The 15,916-nt window shown below is 48.8% G+C and carries 14 protein-coding genes; 4 read left to right on the forward strand and 10 right to left on the reverse strand.

The genetic code is table 11. The annotated features are described in order from the left end of the window. The first annotated feature begins 114 nt into the window (after nucleotides 1-114). Together D515_RS20095 and D515_RS20100 are read left to right on the forward strand one after the other, a co-directional pair. On the forward strand, nucleotides 115-894 hold the full coding sequence (locus D515_RS20095) for an alpha/beta fold hydrolase (RefSeq protein WP_002541150.1): 780 nt from the start codon (nucleotides 115-117) through the stop codon (nucleotides 892-894). 92 nt (nucleotides 895-986) lie between these two features. Then, on the forward strand, nucleotides 987-1,253 hold the full coding sequence (locus D515_RS20100) for a hypothetical protein (RefSeq protein WP_002541151.1): 267 nt from the start codon (nucleotides 987-989) through the stop codon (nucleotides 1,251-1,253). 70 nt (nucleotides 1,254-1,323) lie between these two features. On the opposite strand, the gene D515_RS20105 is transcribed toward D515_RS20100, so the two are convergent. From D515_RS20105 to D515_RS20125, 5 genes are all read right to left on the reverse strand, one after another. Beyond that, complete coding sequence (locus D515_RS20105) at nucleotides 1,324-2,097, reverse strand: substrate-binding periplasmic protein (RefSeq protein WP_002541152.1); 774 nt, start codon at nucleotides 2,095-2,097, stop codon at nucleotides 1,324-1,326. Nucleotides 2,098-2,253: 156 nt separating this feature from the next. Further along, nucleotides 2,254-3,300, reverse strand: coding sequence for an endonuclease/exonuclease/phosphatase family protein (locus tag D515_RS20110; RefSeq protein WP_002541153.1), 1,047 nt, complete (start codon nucleotides 3,298-3,300; stop codon nucleotides 2,254-2,256). Nucleotides 3,301-3,445: 145 nt separating this feature from the next. Next, on the reverse strand, nucleotides 3,446-4,702 hold the full coding sequence (locus D515_RS20115) for a quaternary amine ABC transporter ATP-binding protein (protein ID WP_002541154.1): 1,257 nt from the start codon (nucleotides 4,700-4,702) through the stop codon (nucleotides 3,446-3,448). Next, nucleotides 4,695-5,594 (reverse strand): ABC transporter permease, encoded by a 900-nt coding sequence (locus tag D515_RS20120; RefSeq protein WP_002541155.1) that lies wholly within the window; start codon nucleotides 5,592-5,594, stop codon nucleotides 4,695-4,697. The genes D515_RS20115 and D515_RS20120 overlap by 8 nt, the downstream gene beginning before the upstream one ends. 167 nt (nucleotides 5,595-5,761) lie before the next feature. After that, the gene (locus D515_RS20125; protein WP_002541156.1) at nucleotides 5,762-6,754 is read right to left on the reverse strand and encodes an ABC transporter substrate-binding protein; all 993 of its coding nucleotides are present in this window, start codon (nucleotides 6,752-6,754) and stop codon (nucleotides 5,762-5,764) included. Nucleotides 6,755-7,176: 422 nt separating this feature from the next. Between D515_RS20125 and D515_RS20130 the strand changes: the two genes are divergently transcribed. Both D515_RS20130 and D515_RS20135 read left to right on the forward strand, forming a co-directional pair. Then, the gene (locus D515_RS20130) at nucleotides 7,177-7,953 is read left to right on the forward strand and encodes a response regulator transcription factor (protein ID WP_002541157.1); all 777 of its coding nucleotides are present in this window, start codon (nucleotides 7,177-7,179) and stop codon (nucleotides 7,951-7,953) included. A gap of 24 nt (nucleotides 7,954-7,977) precedes the next feature. Further along, on the forward strand, nucleotides 7,978-9,609 hold the full coding sequence (locus tag D515_RS20135) for a sensor histidine kinase (protein ID WP_002541158.1): 1,632 nt from the start codon (nucleotides 7,978-7,980) through the stop codon (nucleotides 9,607-9,609). 25 nt (nucleotides 9,610-9,634) lie between these two features. Here the strand turns inward: D515_RS20135 and D515_RS20140 are convergent, their stop codons facing one another. From D515_RS20140 to D515_RS20160, 5 genes are all read right to left on the reverse strand, one after another. Then, nucleotides 9,635-10,849, reverse strand: coding sequence for an aromatic amino acid transporter (locus D515_RS20140; RefSeq protein ID WP_002541159.1), 1,215 nt, complete (start codon nucleotides 10,847-10,849; stop codon nucleotides 9,635-9,637). Between the two features lie 90 nt (nucleotides 10,850-10,939). Then, nucleotides 10,940-12,406: a tryptophanase gene (gene tnaA / locus D515_RS20145; protein WP_002541160.1), complete on the reverse strand. Its 1,467-nt coding sequence runs from the start codon at nucleotides 12,404-12,406 to the stop codon at nucleotides 10,940-10,942. A 400-nt stretch (nucleotides 12,407-12,806) separates the two neighbouring features. Continuing rightward, complete coding sequence (locus D515_RS20150; RefSeq protein ID WP_039850402.1) at nucleotides 12,807-13,805, reverse strand: DUF2955 domain-containing protein; 999 nt, start codon at nucleotides 13,803-13,805, stop codon at nucleotides 12,807-12,809. Between the two features lie 17 nt (nucleotides 13,806-13,822). Continuing rightward, nucleotides 13,823-14,947, reverse strand: a complete 1,125-nt coding sequence (locus D515_RS20155) for an HlyD family secretion protein (RefSeq protein ID WP_002541163.1) — start codon at nucleotides 14,945-14,947, stop codon at nucleotides 13,823-13,825. A 190-nt stretch (nucleotides 14,948-15,137) separates the two neighbouring features. Next, nucleotides 15,138-15,902 (reverse strand): enoyl-CoA hydratase-related protein, encoded by a 765-nt coding sequence (locus D515_RS20160; protein WP_002541164.1) that lies wholly within the window; start codon nucleotides 15,900-15,902, stop codon nucleotides 15,138-15,140. Nucleotides 15,903-15,916 lie beyond the last annotated feature (14 nt).

A 15,916-nucleotide genomic window follows, 5' to 3' on the forward strand; every position in this document is an offset into this window, starting at 1 on the left:
AATACCGAAAACTGGACGCAAAGAAGGTCGAGGTTGGAGCAAAAAGCGGATAGAAGCGGTCTATACCGGGTGATAGTCGAATCCCGCTATCGTGTAACAAGGAGTATTTCTACCATGGTGAAAAAGCCGTTACTCAATGTCTTTCTTATTCTAATGTTTGTGATTTCCCCAGACGTTGCAACGGCAGAGAAAATTGAAGTTGGTGCGTCAAACATCGCTGACGCTTCGATAAAAGTGTCGGGTAGTCTCGGCGCTGAAAGTCGAGTGGTGTTTATTCATGGTTCACCAGGAAGTAAAGAAGCGTATGACGACTACTTGTCACACCCTGCATTGCAGCATCTGGAACTTGTTTCGGTTGATCGCCCCGGTTTTGGTGAGTCTGGTCGTCCGGTAGAAACTTCCATTGAGAAACAAGCTGAATCGCTGATGGGATTGCTAAAGGACGGGAAAGAAAACTGGGTGGTGGGCCATTCGTTAGGCGGGCCTATAGCGTTGCAACTGGCCTTGTTATCACCAGACAGTGTGAATGGCTTGTTGTTGATCGCATCGGCGTTTGATCCGCAATTGGAATCCCCTAAATGGTATAATCACTTAACAAACACCCTGGTGGCGAACTGGATACTGCCGGACGATTTGCTCAAGTCGAACCGTGAAATGATGGTGTTGGACAAAGAGTTGGAAAAGTTAGCAGCGAAAGACTGGTCGCCACTTAAGATGCCGGTTGTTTTGGTGCATGGGGCAGAAGATGATTTGGCAGATCCCGGCAATTCGCTATTTGCAAAGACAAAGCTGCCAGAGGCTGAATTAAAAATGATGCCAGATGAAGGACACTTCATTTTGTGGGAAAATGTGCCGCTGTTGGTGGACCAGATAAACAGCCTAGTCAGTAAATAAATGTAAAGGCCCCTTGATATTTTGCCGCCCAAGCCGCATGTTATGGGGAAGTGATACGAAGCCAACACGATTTTAATCCACGGGAAATTACTATGAGACAAATCCTGACCGGTGTGGTTACCCTTATTCTTGGCTTCTTTACTTTGGTGTTTGCAGCAGTATTTGGCCTCCTGATCTCAGTGAGCGCATTAATTGCAAAACCATTCGTCATGAAGAAACTGCGCAAAGCGCAAGAGCAACAAGCTGCTCAGTTTGAGCAAGCATATAGCGAAACACGTGAAACGCCGTTCGGTCCTAAACAACGCCACCAAGGCCAGACGATTGATGGTGATTACCAAGACATCACCAATAACCGATAGACACCAATGAACACTAAAACGCCGCCCAATGGGCGGCGTTTTTTTGATGTCTAGTTAGGGTCAGCAGCCCCTAAGGCGATGGATTGACGGAAAACGGAAAGTACTCCCATTCATATTCATCGTAGAGCCTTTTTATCTCGCCCTTGTTCAGTAACTCCTCAAAACGCTCATCATATATCCGGCGTAATTCCTGACCTTTCTCTGTGTCGGCAAAGCCAGGATAGAGTTTGAGATCCATAATGTTCGCCATTTCAAACTCGTCACGTTTCAAATAGCCCAACGCGAACTCTTCTTCGAGTTCAGCTCGTGCATCTAGCAAGACATCGAGTCGGTCAGAATAAACCATGGAAAGGCCTTGTCTGCGTGATTTCACTTCATGAATATTGAACTTAGTCTCTATGTAATCGTTGTAGTCGTAGCCTTTTACCCAGCCTACAGTGCGGCCTTTTAACGTCGTCTCTCCCTCCCAAGCGGGTATCACAGATGCTTTGTAGACCGCAGAGACCTGTTCGGCATCAAAGTGCCAATAGGGGTACAAAACCTTTTCTTGCTCATCAATGTAAGAGCCCAAAAAGGCGTCCATTTTTTTAGTTTGGACAAGATAGACACTTCGGGAGTAGGTGGTGGTGATGGTTTTAATGCGATAACCAAGCGGTTCAAAAACGCGGCGCATAATTTCGAAATAGAGGCCGCTTCCATCTTTCTCTGTCGCATCTTCCCAAGCTTCACTGACCAGTATGATTTCTTTCTTGCTGTGCTTCTCGGCGAGCGTTGGCAACGAGACACACGCAGAGAGAATGAAGGCAAAAAGGCAAACCACTTTCTTGGCGGATAAACCGATCATCACAGGCTCCTAAAAACAAAGTATCGAGAATGAGACATCCCTTTAAGCTTAACCAAGATGATGATTTTCGCGAGAAATGACGACGTAATTAGTGAGCAACCATTGCGGGTATTGCGTTCGCCAACGAGGTCAGCCGACCCTCATTACTTGTGGATGTTATTGGCGGAGTGAAATGGTGACGCTGACAATAGCGTGGTCAGTGCTGTATGTATCCTGATCGAACTTGGGATTAACCAGATGGGTGTCTTCGCAATGAAAGTCACCGACTTCTGCGATGCTTGCGGGATCACCACTGTTGAATTCACTGGAAAGCAAAATGTAGTCCAGTACGGATCCTTTGGCGTGGAAGTAATGGGTTGGAGGACGCTCTAAGCCTGTCTCTCCGGTACTTTTTACGTACAAGTCCCAGCTGTCGTGAAGTTGGTAGTGTGAGAGAGGCATGTCGGCCATGTCATCCGTGATGGAACGCAAACCGGAAACGTGGAAAGCGCGCAGCACTTCTGAACGCAGGTCATCGTTGAAATCCCCCATGACAATGGCGGGATTGTTGGTGTGAGAGCGGCGTTCGATAATGCTGTTCATCAAGTGACAGGCTTCAGAACCACGCTGTATGGCTGATGCCCACGAGCCTGTCATTTCCTCCTGCATGGATTGAGCGAGCTTTTTCGATTCACCCTCATCTGTCGTTTCCTCCATGATTGGGCGTTTAGACTTCAGGTGAACGACGTAAATATCTGTCTGACCCAGAGATGGCAGCTCCAGGGTTGCAAACAGGGGCAAACGGCTGTATTCGAAATCCTGCTGGATGCCCATACGTTGAGATACTTCTGGGTCTGCTTGAAGGGGAAGGGCACTCAGGATCGGGTAACGGGATGCCAGGCACACAACGGGGCTTTTGTAGATGTAATCTTCAAGCGGTTCTGGCTCGTCAACCACTGAGAAGAAGCGATAGCCAAGTGGCTCTAGCAGCGCTTTGAGCGCAGACGCACTGAATACTTCCTGAAACGCAATGATGTCAGGTTGGTAACTGCCGATATAACGATTCAGCCAAGCACGTTTTTGACGCCATTGCTCTTCGCTGTAAATATTGCTGAATTCGTAAAATGCACCCGGCGGCTCGATAAAGTTGAACAGGTTTATCGTCGCTAGCTTTAGGCCGAAGGCGCTGTGTGCGTATGAGCTTTTGCTATTGGTTGCGAACACGATACCGTCTCAGGAATGATAAATATTCCTCTAGTATAGCGAAGTCTGCTGCGGGGCAGTGGTTGATATGTTGAATAGTAGACACGGGCTGGAATAAAAAAAGCGCTTCATAACGAAGCGCTTTTCAAGCTTTAAAAATAAGGAGTTAGGCGGAAGCCGCTTCAGGCTTTTTTGCTTCCGCGTCGCGATCCTCCGCGTTGCTTGCAGATTGATCGGAAAGTACTTCGACCAAACTCGCTCTCGATAGCTCGCCCTGAATTTCGCCATCCTGATCCAGTACTGGCAATGGAAGCTCATGTTCCAGCGTGTCCGGAATCACTGCTTCAATCAGTGCATCACTCTGGATGCCTGGTACCTCTTCGAGAACTGCATCATCAATGGCATCACCATGACGGGCTGAATCGACAGATTCCAGCTTACCAATGCTCAAAGCGCCTTGATAACCATCATCATTCACGTAATAACCATGCTCTGCTTTCGCTTTACGCATTTCTGCTAGCGCTTCACCAATAGTTTCTGAACTGATGCGAAGGCTTTGCGGCTTCATCACTGTATCTACCGTCAATGCACGTGCACGGTTGACGTCTTTAACGAATGCTTCCACGTAGTCGTCAGCAGGGTTGAGTAGGATATCAACCGGACGTCCTTGTTGAACAAGTTTACCATCACGCAGGATGGCAATGCGGTCGCCCAAGCGAAGTGCTTCATCCAAATCATGGGTGATGAAGATGATGGTCTTGTGGAGCTTTTCCTGTAGGCCAATCAACTGGTCCTGCATTTCACTTCGAATCAGGGGATCCAGTGCCGAGAAAGCTTCATCCATCAGCAGGATTTCAGCATCGGTACAAAGTGCGCGGGCCAGACCCACACGTTGTTGCTGACCACCGGAAAGCTGTGACGGGTACTGTTGCTCGTATCCACCCAGACCAACAGTATCCAGCCAATCAGTGGCTTTCTTTTCGCGCTCGGATTTATCGACGCCTTGCACCTGCAGGCCGTAAGCGACGTTTTGCAGCACTGTGCGGTGCGGCATCAGACCAAAGCGCTGGAAAACCATCGACATTTTATGGCGGCGGAAATTCTGAAGGCCTTTTTCATCAAGCTTCATGACGTCTTCGCCTTCAACGATGATCTGGCCTTCAGTTGGTTCAATCAAACGATTGAAGTGTCGGATCATGGTGGACTTACCTGAGCCGGAAAGCCCCATAATCACGAAGATTTCGCCGCGCGCGATATCAAGGTTGATGTCCTGAAGGCCCACCGTATGGCCGGTTTCTGCCAGAATATCATCTTTGGATTTACCGGCTTTTACGTCCGGCAACACCTTTTGAGGATTGTTGCCAAAGATCTTGTAGAGGCCTTTAATCTGGATCAGCGGTGTGCTGTTTTCAGTGTTACTCATTGTGGCCTCCGCTCAGGTGCTGCTGTGAACGTTTTGCGTAGCTTTGGGATACGCGGTCGAAGATGATTGCCAGTGCGACAATCGCGAGGCCGTTGATGAGACCCAAGGTGAAGTATTGGTTAGTGATTGACTTCAGTACAGGTTGGCCCAAGCCCTTAACGCCGATCATCGAAGCGATAACCACCATTGCTAGTGCCATCATGATGGTCTGGTTGATACCTGCCATGATGGTTGGCATCGCAAGCGGTAACTGAACACCGAACAGGCGCTGCATTGGGCTTGCACCGTATGCTGTGGCGGCCTCAAGCACTTCTTTATCCACGAGCCGGATACCAAGGTTAGTCAAACGGATAACAGGTGGGATAGCGTAGATAACTACCGCAATCACGCCTGGGATTTTACCGATACCCAGCAGCATGACCACAGGTATCAGATATACAAAAGCGGGCATGGTCTGCATCACGTCGAGCAGCGGTGTGACCATTGACTGCACGCGGTTTGAGCGTGCCATTGCGATGCCAATAGGAATGCCAAGGAAGATGGCGAGCATGGTACACACCAATATGATGCTCATGGTGCGCATGGTGTTTTCCCACATACCGAAGTATCCGATAGCGAGGAAAGAAAAAATAACGGCTACAGAGAGTTTCCATGAACGGCTGGCCATGTAAGAAACACCCGCGAGAATGGCGATCATCAGCCACCAAGGGGTGCCGAGAAGCAGCTTTTCAAACCAGATGAGAAATTGGAGCAGCGGGTCGAAGAAAGATTCGATGGTTTCACCGTAGTTTCGCGAAAACTCGCGATAGGCGCCATCAAGTGTTTTACGAATCGTCAGAAGATCGGAGCGTGACATCTCCGGAAATTCTGTCAGCCAAGAATTGTCTGCCATAACAGTACAGCGTCCTCTGCGTCTTTAGAATATTAGAAACTATATACCCATCGTCAGTGGGTAAATGCGGACGTACGTAGAGAGCCAAAAGATACGTCGCGTTTTGAGATTTGCTTGTCGCAAAAAATTGCGGGCTGAAAAGCCAGCCCGCAAAGCGTTTATAGCGATTACAGTGACGATTTGATTTTCTTCGCCACTTCAGGTGTTACCCATGCGCCCCAAATGTCTTCGTGGTTTTCCAGGAAGTGCATTGCAGCGATTTCACCGTCAGCCTGATTGTCTTCCATCCAAGCAAGCAGGCTATTCAACTGAGCATTCGTGAATGAGCGGTTAGACAGGTAGCTAACTGCTTCAGGAGAATTCTGTGCAAAGCTCTCGGTGATCACGGTGTCCACTGCTGATGGCGGGTACATGGTCACTTTCGGATCCAGACAGTCTGCATTCGTGGTACAGGTTTTGAAGTGCTCTTCATCAATGCCTGAACCGAAGTCAACTTTCACCATTTCGTACTTACCAAGAACCGCTGTTGGCGCCCAGTAGTAACCAAACCAACCTTCACCACGCTCGTACGCTTTCGCGATTGAGCCAGACAGACCTGCACCTGAACCTGGATCGATCAGTTCGAAGCCCTTGTCACCCAAGCCCATGGCATTGAACAGGTGGCCTGAGGAAATCTGACAGTTCCAGCCTGCAGGACAACCGAAAAATGCTGACTTTGATGGATCTTCAGGGTGTTTGAACAGTTCGCGGTTTGCGATAACACCTTCAATGGTGGCCAGACTCGGATCTTTTTCTACCAGATACTTAGGTATCCAAAAACCTTCTTCACCACCGTCAGACAATACGGCACCCGCAAAGCGGAGTCGGCCTTCCTCAACACCGCGGTCCAACGCGGCTTTCAGGGAGTTACTCCAAAATTCAGGTGCGATATCCGGTTCGCCTTTTTCAATCATTGATGTACCGGTAGGCATGGTGTCGCCAGGAACCAGTTCCGCATCACAGTCATAACCTTCTGCGAGGATAATGCGGTCAACATTGGCGATGAGGCTTGCGGAGTTCCAGTTCATATCTGCGATGGTGACTTTGCCGCACTCTGCCGCAAAGCTGCTCATTGGCATAGCTGAAAGCAGCAGGCAGGACGAGGCTAGAAGTTTTTTCATGGAAGTTCCCTCTCATTTTAAATGACATGATAAATGAATATAGCTCTAATCATTTATCAGAGTGATATTGCACTACGTTATTGACCCTTTCTTGGTTTAAATAACTGAAAAATATGCGCGCAATGAAAGTAATCATAACAAGTTCGTATCAAAAATTCTTTAGTGCTGTTACTTGCTTGGTGCCAATTTATTCGAGCTGTAAGTAATTTTCGGGCGAGACGCCGAAAGTTAAGGTGACATAACTTGATGATTTGAGAGGCGAAATGTCAGGCCAAGAAGAGGCTGGTGTATGAAATGTAAGAATCAGTGTTCAAATCGAAGATTTGTATGATCGTTAGCCGATTTTTGACGAAAATCGTGAAATTTATCTACCTAATCTCGGTTCATAGGGGGTGATGATTGCCAAAGAATGGGAGCTCCCTATGCAACAATCAGTTTTGGTTCTGGAAGATGATGCTGATATCGCAGGCCTTATTGCCCTGCACCTCAAAGTGATGGGCTTTGAAGTCATTAAAGGCTCTTCACTAGAGGAAGGATATCGCGCGTTAGCTAACGAAAACATCGCCGCTGTTGTTTTGGATAGAGGTCTGGATGATGGAGACGGTAAAACGTTCTGTGAATTTCTCCGCCAGCAAGAAAACGGTATTCCCGTATTGATGTTAACCGCGTTAGATTCTGAATCTGACATGGTGGAAGGCTTTGAAGCCGGTGCTGATGATTATCTCGCCAAACCTTTCAGTGTGATTGAGTTTCAGGCAAGGGTAAGGGCACTGATGCGCCGCGTTTCCCTTCATAGCCAGTGGCAGGCTGGACCAGTAAAAGAATTGAAGTCTGAGAGTTGCGAGATGAGCAGCGAGCATTCTACGGCTCTACTTTTCCAGCATCTTGAAATCTGCCCTGAAACCCATAGCGTCAAGTTAGAAGGTAGAGAAATCGACCTGACACCGACAGAATTCTCCTTGCTATGCTGCCTGGCAAAGCGCCCTGATCGCGTCTTTAGTAAAGATGAACTGCTTAGTCGGGTATGGAATACCGATTACGACGGATATCGTCACACCGTGTGTTGTGCTATCAACAGGCTGCGTAGCAAATTGGAAAGTAACCCGGCGGCACCTAAATACATTCACACGGTTTGGGGAGTCGGCTACAAGTTCCGTGAAGCTTCCGATCCGTCCTTACTCCAAAGAGCGAGCCTTTAACTGATGAGGGATGGGAGGTAAATATTGGCGTTTAAAAACCGTCTGCTGTTATTCACCTTGATTTGGTTCTTGTGCAGCGCAGCACTTTTGACCCTGCTAAGTGTGTCTGTGTGGCAGCAAAATGAGCAGCGCTCGCGGCAACTGCTGCATAAAGATCTTGCAATGCACATGCGGGATGATAACCCCTTGATGGTTGGTGATGACTATAGTCCGGAGGCGCTGTCTTCTATCTTCCATACTCTGATGTTGCTGGGCCCTGACTTTGAAATCTACTTTCTTGACCCTCAGGGCAATATCACTACCTCTGGTCCTCCTATAGAAGATGTCGTCCGTTTGCAGGTCGATGTTGAACCGATTAAACAGTTTCTTCGCGGAGAGCCGTTCCCTGTTTTAGGAGAAGATCCCTTATCTCAACAAGGTGAGAAGGTGTTCTCTGCGGCGCAAATTGATGCTGACGGACAGGTGGCGGGTTACCTCTATGTTCTTATTGGCAGTCAGGGTTATAACGCCTTTGCCGACACCGAAAATTTGCTTCAGTACGCACCGGTTGTTGCAGCTGCGTTGGTCGCGATTTTGCTCTTCGCTTTAGTGGTTTATCGCATGGTTTATCGTGGAATCATCACGCCGGGAAGGCTGATGGTGAAGCAGATAGAAGAATCAGCGAAAACCGAATTTCGAGTTTCTCCCCCGCTGTATTTACGGTCACCGGAACTTCAGGGTCTGGCGAATCAATACCGCAGAATGATGGCGGTTATCCAACAGCAATTTATTCAGCTAAGGGTGCAAGAGGCACAACGTCGCGAGCATTTGGTGCAATTGAGCCACGACCTGAAAACGCCTTTGGCCAATATTCTCGGGTATCTCGAAACCTGGCGAATTCAGCATGATGAAGGTCGGGGTATGATCGATACGGCTTACCACAATGCCCAACGCCTGCAGGGACATTTAAAAAGTCAGCTTGAAGCCGCGAGGTCACCATCCGCAAAGATTGTGCTTTCTTACCGAGAGCTTGATGTGCGCGAGCTATTTGAGGATGTTCGCCACCGTTTCGAACTTCAACTGAAAAATAAACAGGTCGATTTGGTGATAACGGTTTCCGAACCCTTAAATGTGTTCGCAGATGAAGTGCTGATAAATCGGGTGTTCGATAACTTAATGGAAAATGCCATTCGACATAGCCCTGCACGCGCTTCCATTCTGATGGACGCCACCAGGGGCAAAGGAGCGAACGTTAGCTTTTGCATTGAAAACACCATCGATGAAACCAGTGACACTGGCTCTTTGGGTATGGGAAGCAAGATTGTGGATGCCATTCTCAGCCTGCATCAAAGTCAGCTCCAAGTGTCACCACCACAAGTCACCGAAATACCGCATTACCGCGTTTGTTTTGTATTGTCCTCCGTCATGGCGAAACCGAGTGCCCAGATCAGAGCGGTGCCAACGGCAATGGACTTTGAAGATGATTCTCCACCCCTAAAGTCGGATTATCCTACAGTCAAAGCGGAAACCTCTGACGCGGAGGAAGGCACGAAAGGTGAAGACATGCATCTCTCTGCCAAAGAAAGAAACGGGCACCCGGTGACATTACCTTCATTCAGTGCGGTTTCTAAAGATGAGGATGAAGGGACGACGTCAGGAAACAATAAGGCCGAGTAATCGGCCTTATTGTGTTATCGGTGATTCAACCGATGAACGAAGGTAACTTGCCTGCCATGGCGAGGAAGTGGAACAGTGCGGTGAGGACACCAAAGAGGATCACTGCGCCAATCATGGCATTGCCACCGGGGGCCATAAACCCTTGGTTTCCGCCTGACAAGGTGCGGGATTTCATTGCCAGCAGGGCTGGTATGATACAGGCCCAAACCGTCGCGGCAGCGCCGGCATAACCAATTGCCACAATAAATCCAAACGGGAACAGCAGTGACATCACCAGCGGTGGCAGAAAAGTCACTAACCAGCATTTGGTTCGGCCAGCTTTGGTGTCATCGAACTTGAAGAAGTCGGCCAAGAAGTCGAAAACGCCTAAACCCACTCCGATAAAAGAAGACAAGATCGCAGCCATTGAAAAGGCATTAATCGCCTTTGAAATGCTCTCTGATGCTATCACTCCATCAAGCTGTTTCAGAAGCACGTCGACATTGCCGCCTTGCTCGATGACCGGGCCAAACTCATGGCGTGGCAGGTTGCCGAAGATACTGATGAGCCAAAAACAATAAAGCGCCAGCGCGATAATGGTGCCACCCAGAATAGCGTATTTCGCCTTTCTCTCCTCGCCATAGTAAGCGCGCATTGACGAGACCGAATGATGATAGCCAAAGGAGGTCAGGGCGACTGGCAGCATCGCCATCGCATAAGGGGCATATTGGCGCTCTGGGTTGGCGACATCGAGCAGCACTGTGACATCCACATTGATTGCCATGCCTGATACGCCGAAGACGAAGCTCAATACCATAAAGGCAATAAGAACGACAGAAATTCGGTCGACTGCCCGGGTGGAATGCCAGACGAACAGAGAAAACACAGCAACGAACAGAATGGAAGCGAGTTGGCTGCTCATTCCCGTTAATTCTTGCAGAATTAACCCAGAAGAAGTGATATAGGCATAAAGTAAAATGCCACCCACAAAATAAACTGTTAGATTGTTAAAGAAATTAACCTTATTGCCTAGAAGATCTTTGGTGACGGAATTAAAAGACACTTTTAAATCGTAGTGTTTAAATGACTCAAGAAGCATCCAGCCTGAAATAGTCATCACGATCATAGTCACTGAAATAGCGAGGATTGACCAAACTGTCCATGCGCCTGCTCCCGAACTGGGTAGCCCCAACATTCCTGCGCCAACACAAACACTGGCGATAATGCAGGAGCCACCGACTAACGATGGGCTCTTTTCCATTGTTTATTTCTCTCACGTTATTGGATTTAGCGATTTATAATTTTTCTAATATAAAAAAGAGCGCAATTTTCATTGCGCTCTAATAAGTTTCTACACTGTGGTTTCCAGCTCAGCAGCGTTGTGCTTTTTTACTTCCGCTGGCTCCACTTCTTTGAGTCTTGCCGTAAAGTGACGGAGGACGGATGGCTCATACGTAAAGTCGAGTCCTTTCACATTGTGCGCATTTTTCTTCACTTCACCGAATGCTTCAATGATGAAGTCCATGTGTGATTGGGTATAAGTCGCACGTGGGATGGTCAGACGGAGCAACTCAGCCGGACAAGGGTGTTGTTTGCCAGTGGCAGGGTCGCGACCCAGAAGCAGAGAACCGATTTCCACTGCCCGGATGCCGGCAACTTTGTAAAGCTCACACGCCAACGCATGTGCCGGGAATTGGTCAGAAGGAATATGTGGCAGCAACTTGCCAGCATCTACAAACGCCGCATGACCGCCAGCTTGTTGGCAAACAATGCCAATCGCTTCCAGGCCATCAACCAGATATTGAACCTGCTTGATGCGGTATTCCAGCCATTCCTGACGCATACCGTCATAAAGGCCCACAGCCAAGCGCTCCATCGCGCCACCTTCCAGACCGCCATAAGTTGGGAAGCCTTCCTGCACCACGCAAAGAGTGCGGCATTCCTGATAAACGTCAATGAAAGCGTCGCCTTTGAAGCACAGCAGTCCACCCATTTGAACCATGGCATCTTTCTTCGCTGACATCGCCAGGCCATCCGCATATTTGTAAGCTTCGCGGGTGATTTCAGCAATCGTCCAATCTTTGAATCCGGGTTCGCGCTGCTGGACGAAATAGGCGTTTTCCGCAAAGCGCGCAGAGTCCATGATCACCGGAATGTCGTAGCGTTTGGCAATCTCGTACACCGCTTTCAGGTTGGCGATAGAAACCGGCTGACCGCCCGCGGAGTTACAGGTAATGGTGCTCACAATGTATGGCACGTTGGCTGCGCCAGCGTCGAGGATAGCTGCTTCCAGCTTTTGCAGATCAAAGTTGCCTTTGAAGTCAGCGGTGACAGAGGTATCAAACGCATCTTTGGTATAGACGTTTTTGGCAACGCAGCAGTTTACCTGGGTATGGCCTTGTGTGGTGTCGAAGAAGTAGTTCGACAGTGCCACCATTTTGCTGCGATCCAAACCTTTCTCTAGCTCGCGCTTTTTGATCAACACAGGAATGTAGATTTGCTCTGCACCACGCCCTTGGTGGGTTGGAATGGTGAGGTCATAGCCGAAGATGTCTTTTACCGCGTTAGACAGCGCATAGTAGCTACGACTGCCGCTGTAGGCTTCATCACCGCGCAGCATGGCTGCCTGCATTTCCTGAGTAATAGCGCCTGTACCACTGTCTGTCAGTAGGTCGATAAACACGTCTTCACTGTCCAACAGGAAGGGGTTCATGCCCGCTTTTAAAATAGCTTCTTCGCGATACGCGCGGGTGGTGCGTTTTACTGGTTCAATCACACGGATACGGAATGGCTCTGGGAGGTGTTTGAAGTTTTCCATTTTTTCTACCTTTTACTTTTACCTGACGGAAAACTTGCCAATTATTCATTTTATTTAGGCACTAGGATTCCATCAGAAAATTAATCTGATTTCGAATTTTTGATTTGGGTTTTAATTACCGAAACAGTAAGCGTGACAATACGAAAACACAATTAAGTGAATCGGATTATTTATACGGCTTTTCGATAAGTGCGCGCAGGGGCTGCGCAAGGGGAATGCTTATGCAGGGAAGAAAAAAGCGATTTTGTAGTCCTGTGTACACCAGCGATTTAATTTATTCACATTCATCATTTTGACCAACCTGAAACTCACTAATTCAAGCTAACGATAATACTATCGTTTAGAAAGTTATAACTGTCATCAATAAAAAAATCAAATTGAGAAGACGTCGACAAATCTTTTACCCAAGCCGCCTTTGGGTAGGTTGAAGCAAAATTAAAACGCAGGTTCCCAGTAGCACGGCAGCCATGATGGACAGCAACCTTTTGCCGTCTTCGACAAAAGCACTTCCGGCGTTTTGGGTAATACCATAGTAAATCAGGACGACGAAGCCAGAATATAAAAGCTGAATGGTGTTGAAGCTGGCGCGCTTGGTGGCGGCATGGATTCCCATCAACAAAGCACAGATGATGGTCACACTGACGTGTCCGATAAAGTTGGTTTGAAGCAGATTCATTAAAAGCACGGGAAGGGCATAGAGAAAGCCAGCATACGTTGCCAATAGCCTGCGAACTCCATAATTGTGGCCAGCGGAGGGATCGGGGTCTTTGATGATTAGCGCAACAGTAATGGTGACAATGGTGCTCTGAACTAAATCAAAGCTGATCGCATTCACCAGCACAATGAGTACTACGGCAGCTTTGAAAGCGATATGCCAGATTTCCGTATGAATGGGCTGGTGGGGAGCAGGAACAGGATCGGGGGCAATAGGGTCACCGCCCGGCACCAGAAAATAGCCGAGGTAGGCAGTAAAACCCGCAATCAGTATGTTCTTCATTAAAGCCAGCGGGATCTGGCTGACATCGAGACCTTTCTGACGGGAAAACACGGCAATCATCGCGGTTGATACGATCAAGAGCGTTGCCAGTAAATCCTGCGGGTTTTCACGTGCGCGCTGCATGCACCAGTAAAACACTACAAACAGTACACAGTAATAGACCAAGGGCTGGTCGATCAGAAGGTTACTCAAGGCTCCCTGAAACCAAGCGGTGGCAAACAAGATGACTGCCATCAAAAACACCATGATAAGAGGCGGAGGCTTGGATGATGTCGTCAGGAATACCGCACAAATCGCGGGTGCAAGAAGCGGAATGTCTGTGCCAAAAACATGTTGCCAGAACAGAAGCAGCACAGGAAAAACCGCAACACGGATGATTCCGTTACCACTGCTTCTAAACATGGCTTGATGAGGCATAGTTAAGAGACATAGCTCAGGTAGCTCCAAAGCCAGGTCCAGGTATCCAGTAGCAACTCACCAATGGTGGACTGCCCAGGATAGAAGCTGACTGTCGCACGACCGCCGTAGCGAAGCTGGATATCTGCCGGCAAATCAAAGTAGCGGATATTGACGGGAAACCGCTGCGAATGCTGTATGCCAGTTGGTGAATCAAACAAACCACTGTTGCCATCGACTTGCAGGCTGCCATTACCGCTGCTTCCCCAGCCAACGGAAGTGACTTCTCCATGGAAAATCTCGCCGGGGTAAGCATCAAACACAATCTTAACCACGGTACCTTTCTTCACGTAAGCCAAAGAGTTCTCCGTGACCATGGCAGTGAGCCAAAAATGACGATTATTGATAAACGTCAGGAGCGGTTTACCTGTCGCCGCGAAATCTCCCGCAGACAGGTTCATGTTGGTGATCACCCCTGCAGCGGGCGCTCGGATATCTGTGTAGGAAAGGTTGAGCAGTGCTTGGTCTAAATTGTTCAAGGCGGTTTTTACTTGTGGGTTGCTTTCTCCTTTGGGGCCCAGTTCCTGTTGCGCTTTCGCTAGATCAGCCGTGGCCTGAGCCAGACTCGCTTTAGCGGCATCAAGAGACGCTAAACTGTCATCCAGCGTTGCCTGACTGACGACGCCACGTCTTGCCAGTGCCATGTTTCTCTCTGCATGTTGTTTGGCATTGCTGACTTTTACGCGGGCGGCAACTTCATTGGCTTTCGCAGCGTCAATGGCGGCGGAATCGGCATTCACGGATTGTGTGGATTGTTGAAGCGCCAGTCTTGCTGCGTTGACACTCAATTCGAAGGGTTGTTTGTCGATGGACATCAGAAGTTGGCCACGCTTAACCTCTGAATTATTGAGGATTGAAATGGCAGAGATTGGTCCTGAGATTTGCGGGCTTATGCGTATCAGTTGCCCATTAACGCGGCCATGATCTGTCATGGGCGTGATGCGATCTGCCCACAGCGTATAGAACCAAATAACCAGCGCAGCCGCGATCAGGTAGTAAGTGAAACGGCGGGCGCTACTGGCGGCTTTTGGCTCGTTAGCGGCAGCGGGTGTGTTTTTCGCCTCCTGCGGCGGGTTGCTTTCATTCATTGAAAACGCCTCGAATACAGATCAGAAAGGGCTGCTGAGGATACTCAACAGCCCCTAATAACAAAAAGTTGCATAGGAGAGTGTATCGAGCGGTGAAACAGGAAGTTGTCTAAAGTTAGATACTAGCCAGAAGTAGAATCACGCGATAAAAAAAGCGCCCAGGACAGGCGCTAAAAACAGAAACGAGATGTCAGTTTCCAATGAATTGCGGTTGTCGTTTTTCGATGAAAGCTTGCATGCCTTCTTTTTGATCTTCCGTAGCAAACAGCCCATGAAACGCGCGGCGTTCCATTCGAACCCCATCTTCCACAGACAGTTTTTCTGCGTTTAGCACGCACTCTTTTGCCAGTAGAACCGCGGGCTTGCTAAATCGTGCGATGGTTTTAGCGGCTTCGAGCGTTTCTTGCATTAATTGTCCATCTGGCACTACACGGGAAACCAGTCCTGCGCGCTCTGCTTCAACGGCATCCATCATCCTGCCCGTCAGGATCATGTCTGTAGCTTTGGACTTTCCGACCAGCTTGGTGAGGCGCTGGGAACCGCCCATGCCGGGAATGACACCGATGGTCAGTTCAGGCTGACCAAACAGCGCAGATTCTGCAGCGAATATGGTGTCGCACATCATGGCGAGTTCACAGCCTCCTCCAAGTGCATACCCAGACACAGCAGCAATGATTGGCGTGCGGATACGGGTAAACGCCTCCCAGCCTCCGAAGTAATCCGTCGCTGTCATTTCCTGATAGCTCATATCTGCCATTTCACTGATGTCAGCGCCCGCCGCGAAGACTTGCTCAGAGCCCGTCACCACGAAGCATCCGACATTCGGGTCTGCGTCATAGCGTGTTAATGTTTCCATCAGTTCTTCGAGAAGTGGCGTACAGAGTGCGTTGCGTTTCTCTGGACGGTGCAGTTGGATGATGACTACATTGCCATCGACTTCTGTTTTGATGTTCATCGTCAAAGCCTCTT

Source organism: Grimontia indica (genome assembly GCF_000333895.2).
Taxonomy (GTDB): Bacteria; Pseudomonadota; Gammaproteobacteria; order Enterobacterales; family Vibrionaceae; genus Enterovibrio; species Enterovibrio indicus.